The sequence below is a fragment of the Blastococcus sp. SYSU DS0510 genome, from assembly GCF_054050835.1.
This window is the reverse complement of record NZ_JBJHAC010000035.1, coordinates 20,656-27,618: the sequence shown is the minus strand read 5'-3', so window position 1 is coordinate 27,618 and position 6,963 is coordinate 20,656. Positions and strand designations below refer to the sequence as shown.

Sequence of the window (6,963 nt, the reverse complement as noted above, 5' to 3'; positions counted from 1 at the left end):
CATAGTTGGGGTGTCCGGCCCGCGCCTCCGCTCCGCCCCACTGCGGGGGCCGCCCCCCCCCGCGGGGGGGGGGGGGGGGGCGCCCCCGCCACGGTGAGGGAGGACGCGGTCAGGGGGCTGCGGCGGCCGGCCAGTGGACGAGGCCGTCGTCGCCCAGGACCGCGCCGTCGGCCGGCCGGTGGGGGGTCACCCGGCCATCGGGCATGAGGTGCCCGACGGGCACACGCCGGCTCAGGACGGCGACGTCGGCGACCAGCCGCCGGTGGCAGCGCCACCACACGTACTCGCTGCACATCACCGCCACCGGAGCGTCCGCCGCCGCGGCGAGCACCTCGTCCAGCGCGGCCGCGAACTCCGGCGTCCGGGTGTACCCGGCGTAGGCCGCGAACTGGGCCACGGTCCACCACCCGTCCGCGACCGGCTCGTCGCGCGGCAACCGGCGGCGGCCCCCGAGGCGCTCCTCCCAGCGGTAACCGATCCCCGCAGCGGGCAGCCACCGCTCCAGCGCCTCCCGCCGGACGTCGGGGTTGCTGCGGCTGCCGGGGAAGCGCCGCACGTCCACGACCTGCTCCACGCCCGCCGCGCCGAGCCGGGCGCCCAGCGCGGCGCGGTCGTCGGACCCGTGGCCCACGGTCAGCAACCCCACGCCCACGTGCCTACCCGGGTGCCGCCGGTCACTCCCGGCCGGTCATGATCGGCGGGCACGGGATGGACGACGGCGACGGCGAGCGGGGGAGCGGTGGAGGTGCAGGCCCCCCTGTGGCGGTCCCGCGGGGTGCAGTCGCTGGTCGGCGTGACGGCGCTGGGGTTCGTCAGCTACTTCCTCACCCTGGCCTCGCTGCCGGCGTACGCGGTGGCCGGTGGTGCCGCGGAGAGCTGGGCGGGGGTGGTGACCGCGGTCTTCCTGGGCGTCACCATCGCGGTGCAGTCGGTCGTGCCCGCCTTCGTGCACCGCTTCGGGACCGGCCCGGTGTTCGTCGCGGGGCTGCTCGCGCTCGGGGTGCCGGCGCCCTTCTACCTGCTCGACGACGGCGTCGCCTGGATCTCGGCGCTCTCCGCGGTGCGCGGCGCGGGGTTCGCGGTGATCACGGTCCTCGGCGCGACCCTGGCGGCGCGGGTAGCGCCGCCGGGGCGGCGGGGGGAGTCCATCGGCCTGTACGGGCTGGCCATCGCGCTGCCCAACATGGCCGCCGTCCCCGTGGGGGTGGCGCTCGTGCTCAACGGGCACGTCGGCGTGCTGTCGTGGCTCTCGGCGTCGCCGGTGCTGGGGCTGGTCTTCCTGCCCGCGCTGCTCCGGGCGGCGGGTGGCCGCGAGGAGCCCGCCCCGGCCGGCAACGCGCGGGCCGCGGTGCGCGCCGCGCTCGCGCCGTCGCTCGTGCTGCTCGTGGTGACGACGGCCGGCGGCGGGTTCGTGACCTTCCTGCCGATCGACCGCCCCGACGGGCTGGTGGCCACCGCTGCCCTGCTGCTGTGGGGGCTGGCCGGTGCGGTGACCCGCTGGCGCGCCGGCGTGCTCGCCGACCGTCTGGGCACCGCGGTGCTGCTACCGCTCTCGGTGCTGGTCGCCGGGGTGGGGCTGGCGGTGGCCGGTGCCGGGCTGTGGTGGGGCACCGTCTGGGTGCTGCTGGGCGCGGCGCTCTTCGGTGCGGGGTTCGGCGGGGTGCAGAACCTCACGCTGCTGCGGGCCTTCGCCCGGGCCGGGGAGCGGGGGACGACGGCGGCCAGCGCGCTGTGGAACGCCTCCTTCGACGCCGGCACGGCGGCCGGGGCGCTCCTGCTCGGGTTGGCCTACGGCGCCGTCGGGCTCTCGTGGACGCTCGTGCTGTCGGCCGTCGCGCTCGCCGCCGTCCTGCCGGTGGCCGGGGCCGCCGCCCGCGAGCCGTCGGTGCGCCGCTGAGTGCCCTCAGCCCTGCCGGGCGGCGTGCAGCGAGCGGATGAAGAGGATCTCCTCGGCCGACCGCCGCAGCCAGGTGCGCAGCCCGTCGGGGTCGTCGCGGTTGGCGTCGCGCACCTGACCGAGCTTGAGCTGCCGGGTGCTGGCCTGCGTGCGCTGCGCGGTGGGGAGCGCGCGGCCCTCGGCGCGGGCGATCGCGGTGAGCCCGGCGCCCACGAACACCAGGTCGCGGATCTCGTCCAGGCCGGCGAGCAGCCGCTCGGCGGCGGCGTCGTCGCCCGCGGTCAGGGCGGTCAGGAGTTCGTCGGCGCGGCGGCGGCCCTCGGCGGCCGGGTCGGGCGTGGTCACCGCACCACTGTGCCCCGGCCGTCGGGGCCGGGGCACAGCGGGGGCGGGGAGCTGCGCCGGTTCCGGACGCCTGACGGCCCCCTTCCGGGTACCGCCCCGAGCCTGCGAGGGGTGGGGAGAGGGGGGTCCTTCGTCAGGCGTCGCGCCGGCGCAGCACCAGGTAACCGGCGAGCAGGACGGCGGCCACCTCGGCGCAGAACACGGCGAACCCCGTCCACGGGCCGAGCAGGTTCGGGTTGAACGACACCGGCGTGGCGACGACGGAGCCCGCGTTGCCCGGCATCAGCTTGGTGGCCCACTCGCCCCAGGCGCCCGGCAGCAGCATCACCATGTTGCCGACCACCAGCAGCAGGGCCAGCACGATCGACAACGCCGCGGCGGTGTGCCGCACGAGCAGCCCGACGGCGGCGGCGAACAGGCCGATGCCGGCCATGTAGAGCCCGCTCCCGAACAGCGAGCGGAGCACGCCGTCGTCGGAGAGCGCCAGGCCGATGCCCTCGCGCTCGAGGAACCAGTTGCCGCCGAGGTAGCCGAGGGCGGCGGTGACCGTGCCGGCGACGAACAGCGTCCCGGTCAGCACGAGGGCCTTGGCCGCCAGCACCCGGCCGCGGTGCGGGGTCGCGGTCAGCGTCGCGCGGATCATCCCGGTGCCGTACTCGCTGGTGACCACGAGGGCGCCCAGCACGATGGCGGTGATCTGCGCGACCGTCATGCCCCAGGTGATGAACGAGCCCGCGGCCTCGCCGGCGGTCCCGTCCGCGAGGTCCGCGGCGCTGACCGCGCACACCAGCACGGTCAGGCCCGCGCCCAGGGTGACCAGCGCGCCGATCGACCACGGCGTCGAGCGCACCGACCAGAACTTGATCCACTCCGCGCGGACGGTCTGCGCGAAGCCGGGTTCGCGGACACCGGGCACGTGCCGGTGCGGGTCGAGGGTGACGGTGTCGGTCATCGGGGGGCTCACGGTTCCGGTCATCGGGTCGCTCCGGCGGGGGTCCGGTCGCGGGCGGTGTACTCGACGCTCGCGGCGGTGAGGGTCATGAAGGCGTCCTCGAGGGAGGAGCTGACGAGGGAGAGCTCGTGCAGGAGGTGCCCCTGCCGGCCGACCAGCTCGCCGATGGCGGCGGCGTCGCGGCCCTGCACCCGCAGCTCGTCGTCGACGGCGGTGACCTCGAGCCCGTCCCGGCGCAGCAGGTCGGCCACCGCGGCCCGCTGCGGGCTGCGCACCCGCACGTAGGAGGCGGCGTGCTCGGCGATGAAGTCGGGCATCGAGCAGTCGGCGAGCACCCGGCCACGGCCGATCACGACGAGGTGGTCGGCGGTGAGCGCCATCTCGCTCATCAGGTGGCTGGAGAGGAACACCGTCCGGCCCTCGGCGGCCAGCTGCCGGGTCAGCGTGCGCACCCAGCGGATGCCCTCCGGGTCCAGGCCGTTGACCGGTTCGTCGAGGACGACGACCGGCGGGTCGCCGAGCAGGGCGACGGCGATGCCGAGGCGCTGGCCCATGCCGAGGGAGAAGCGGCCCACCCGCTGGCCGGCGACGTCGGTCAACCCGACCAGGTCGAGCACCTCGTCCACGCGGCGCACCGGCAGCCCGTTGCTCGCGGCCATCCAGCGCAGGTGGTCGCGGGCCGAGCGCCCGGGGTGCACGGCGCGGGCCTCCAGCAGCGCGCCGACCTGCCGCAGCGGCGCGGGGAAGTCGGCGTAGCTGCGCCCGTTCACCGTGACGGTGCCGGCGGTGGGCCGGTCCAGGCCGAGCAGCATGCGCATCGTCGTGGACTTGCCGGCGCCGTTGGGGCCGAGGAAGCCGGTGACCCGGCCCGGGTGCACGGTGAAGGAGATGCCGTCGACGGCGGTGCGGTCGCCGTACTTCTTGGTCAGGCCGCGCGCCTCGATCATCGCGGGCCTCCGGGGAGCGGTCGGGAAGTCATGCCCCGGAGCCTGTCGCGCGGGCGGCCCCGGCCACATCGGGGAGCGCCCTGATCGGACCCTGAAAGCTCCCTGGGAGGTCAGGCGGTCCGGGGGAGGGGCATCCCCGGCTGCAGCTCCCGGCGGAGTGCCCGCGCGGCCGCCTGGCCCGCCCGGTTGGCGCCGATCGTGCTGGCGGAGGGCCCGTAGCCGACCAGGTGCAGGCGCGGCTCGCCGACGACCTGGGTGCCGTCCATGCGGAACCCCCGGCCGGGCTCGCGCAGCCGGAGCGGGGCGAGGTGGCCGACCGCCGCGCGGAAGCCCGTGGCCCAGAGGATGACGTCCGCGTCGACGGACCGGCCGTCCTCCCACGCGACGCCCTCGGGTGTGATCCGGTCGAACACCGGCAGCCGCCGGAGGACACCGCGCTCGAGCCCGTCGCGCACGTAGGGGGTGTCGACGGGCAGCCCGGTGACGCCGACGACGCTGCCGGGCCGCCGGCCCTCGCGCACCGCGGCCTCGACCATCGCCACGGCCCGCCGCCCGGCGTCCTCGTCGAACGGGCCCTCGCGGAAGACCGGGGGGCGGCGGGTGACCCAGGTCGTGGACGTCACGCGGGAGATCTCGGCCAGCAGCTGGGTGGCCGAGGCGCCGCCGCCGACCACGACGACGTGCTGCCCGCGGAACTCCTCCGCGGCGCGGTAGTCGACGGTGTGCAGCTGGCGCCCGCGGAACAGCTCCTGACCCGGGTAGCGCGGGACGAAGGGCCGGGTCCAGGTGCCGGTGGCGTTGACGACGGCGCGCGCGTTCCAGGTGCCGCGGTCGGTGGCGACGGCGAAGCGGCCGTCGTCGGCCCGGCGGACGGCGGCGACGCGGACCGGCCGCAGCACGGGCAGGTCGAAGCGCCGCTCGTACTCCGCGAAGTACGCGGGGACCGACTCCACGGCGGGCGCCGCGTCGTCGTCCGGGTGGAAGGGGAGCCCCGGCAGGTCGTGGACGCGGTGGGTGGTGCCGAGGGTCAGCGAGGGCCAGCGGTGGCGCCAGGCGCCGCCGGGCCCGGGCTCGCCGTCGAGCACCACGAACCCGCTGCCCCGCTCGAAACCCTGGCGGGCCAGCGCCCATGCAGTGGAGAGCCCGGCCTGCCCGGCGCCGATCACGGCGACGTCGACGTCGCGGGGCGGCGGGGTGGCGGTCACCCTCCCGGCAACCGGCCGCGGCAGCCGCTGCTTCCCGTCGCCGTCCGACGACGCGGGGCCGAACCCGTTCCGGGGAAACCGACCGGCCGGTATGGTGCGCCGGGCAACGACCGCCCCGACGGGAAGAGCGCACATGACCACGCGCGAGGCAGCCGACCGCACCCCGGGGCCGGATGGCGCGCCGTGGTTCGTCTCCGTCGAGGTGCAGGTGCGGGTGACGGCCCCCCGGCCCGAACTCGCGGCCGGCGAGCGCCTGGACGCGGCGGGGGTGGCGGTGCTGGAGCGGGCGCGCTCCCGAGGGCTCCGGACGGCGGTGCTCTCGCTCGACCGCGGCGCCTACGGCGACGACCTGGACTGGGTGGTCGACCACTGGGTCGACTGCGACACCCGGGACGCGGCCGGGATCGTGGGGGCGGTGCGCGGGCTGGGCGGGACGGCGGCCGCGGTGACCAGCGCCGTCGCCGGGTGCGCCGGCGCCGCGGCGGCCGCCGCCCGCGCGCTGGGGCTGCGCGGCCCGACGCCCGGATCGCCGGCGCTGGCCGACGACCGCGGCGCCGTGCGCCGGGCGATCGGTGGAGCCGGCCTGGCCGACGTGCGCTGGGCCGAGGTGGCGGCGGACGCCCCGGACCTGACGTCCCCGGTCGGCTACCCCTGCGTGGCGTGGCCGGGCCACGGGGACGCGGGGCTCGTCTCCGACGACCGGGAGCTGCGTGAGCTCGCGGCCCGGCACCGGGCGCGGTCGGGGCACGGCAGCCCACGGGCGCCCCGCCACCGGTTCGTCGTCGAGGAGCACGTCCCCGGTCCCCGGTTCGGTGCGGACGGCTTCTGCGACGACGGGACCCCGCTGGTGCTCGCCTGGTCGGAGATCGTCACGACCCCGCCTCCGCGGCTCGACCACCTGGTCAGCACGGCGACGACGCGGCCGCCGGTACCGCAGGCCGCCGGCTGGGTCCGCGCCTGGCTGGCCGCGGTCGGCCACGACACCGGGCCCTTCCACCTCGAGTTCGTCCTCGGTCCGGCCGGTCCGCGGCTGGTCGACGTCGGGACCGCGCTCGTCGGCGACGGCGCGCACTCCTGCGTCGACCAGGTGAGCGGTGTCGACACCGCGGACCTCCTGGTCGCCCGCCTGCTCGGCGAGCCCGCCACTACCCCGGCAGCGGTCGCCGGCGCCGGAGCCTGCACGCAGATGCACCTGACCGCCCACGCGCCGGGCCGGGTACGCGCGGTGGGCGGCGTCCGCGACGTGGCCGCGATCCCCGGTCTCGTGGTCGCCGAGGTCTTCACCGGTGCCGGCGAGGTCATCGGGGCGGTTGCCGGCCGGCCGGAGCGCCTGGGGCAGGTCGTGACCGTGGGGGAGACCCCCGAGCAGTCGCGGCGGCGGGCCGCCGCGGCGCTCGATGGCATCCACGTGCGCGTCGACGACCTCGACCCCGTGCCGCCTCCGCGACGGCCGGGCCGCCGCGCCTGCGAGGGCGGGGTCGGGTTCCCGACCAGCGGACGCCGTCGGGGATCGGCGCGGCGGACCGCCTGAGCCACCGCCGTCGGCCGTACCTGGCCGACCGGCGCAACGTGCGCACCGCACGCAGGTCCCGGCCGACGGGTGTGGTCCCGGCCCAC

Annotated in this window: 7 protein-coding genes; 2 read left to right on the top strand and 5 right to left on the bottom strand. The window is 77.4% G+C overall.

The features are described from left to right. Positions 1–109: 109 nt before the first annotated feature. Positions 110–646, bottom strand: coding sequence for a DUF488 domain-containing protein (locus ACI79P_RS20625; RefSeq protein WP_456582933.1), 537 nt, complete (start codon positions 644–646; stop codon positions 110–112). 99 nt (positions 647–745) lie between these two features. Here ACI79P_RS20625 and ACI79P_RS20620 point away from each other — a divergent pair, with 99 nt between their 5' ends. After that, positions 746–1,897, top strand: a complete 1,152-nt coding sequence (locus ACI79P_RS20620; RefSeq protein WP_456582932.1) for an MFS transporter — start codon at positions 746–748, stop codon at positions 1,895–1,897. 6 nt (positions 1,898–1,903) lie between these two features. Here ACI79P_RS20620 and ACI79P_RS20615 read toward each other — a convergent pair whose 3' ends face one another. The 4 genes from ACI79P_RS20615 to ACI79P_RS20600 all read right to left on the bottom strand — a co-directional run bounded on the left by ACI79P_RS20615 (position 1,904) and on the right by ACI79P_RS20600 (position 5,346). Then, entirely contained in the window at positions 1,904–2,242 is a 339-nt protein-coding gene (locus ACI79P_RS20615) for a hypothetical protein (protein ID WP_456582931.1), read from the bottom strand. Between the two features lie 133 nt (positions 2,243–2,375). Further along, entirely contained in the window at positions 2,376–3,218 is an 843-nt protein-coding gene (locus ACI79P_RS20610; RefSeq protein ID WP_456582930.1) for an ABC transporter permease, read from the bottom strand. After that, positions 3,215–4,141, bottom strand: coding sequence for an ABC transporter ATP-binding protein (locus ACI79P_RS20605; RefSeq protein WP_456582929.1), 927 nt, complete (start codon positions 4,139–4,141; stop codon positions 3,215–3,217). The genes ACI79P_RS20610 and ACI79P_RS20605 overlap by 4 nt, the downstream gene beginning before the upstream one ends. Before the next feature lie 110 nt (positions 4,142–4,251). After that, positions 4,252–5,346 (bottom strand): NAD(P)-binding domain-containing protein, encoded by a 1,095-nt coding sequence (locus ACI79P_RS20600; RefSeq protein ID WP_456582928.1) that lies wholly within the window; start codon positions 5,344–5,346, stop codon positions 4,252–4,254. A gap of 133 nt (positions 5,347–5,479) precedes the next feature. Between ACI79P_RS20600 and ACI79P_RS20595 the strand changes: the two genes are divergently transcribed. After that, on the top strand, positions 5,480–6,877 hold the full coding sequence (locus ACI79P_RS20595) for an ATP-grasp domain-containing protein (RefSeq protein WP_456582927.1): 1,398 nt from the start codon (positions 5,480–5,482) through the stop codon (positions 6,875–6,877). Positions 6,878–6,963 lie beyond the last annotated feature (86 nt).

Bases quoted from the DNA above. Each gene is read 5' to 3' on its own strand.
- ACI79P_RS20605 (WP_456582929.1), bottom strand. From the start codon at position 4,141: ATGATCGAGGCGCGCGGCCTGACCAAGAAGTACGGCGACCGCACCGCC.
- ACI79P_RS20610 (WP_456582930.1), bottom strand. From the start codon at position 3,218: ATGACCGGAACCGTGAGCCCCCCGATGACCGACACCGTCACCCTCGAC.
- ACI79P_RS20595 (WP_456582927.1), top strand. From the start codon at position 5,480: ATGACCACGCGCGAGGCAGCCGACCGCACCCCGGGGCCGGATGGCGCG.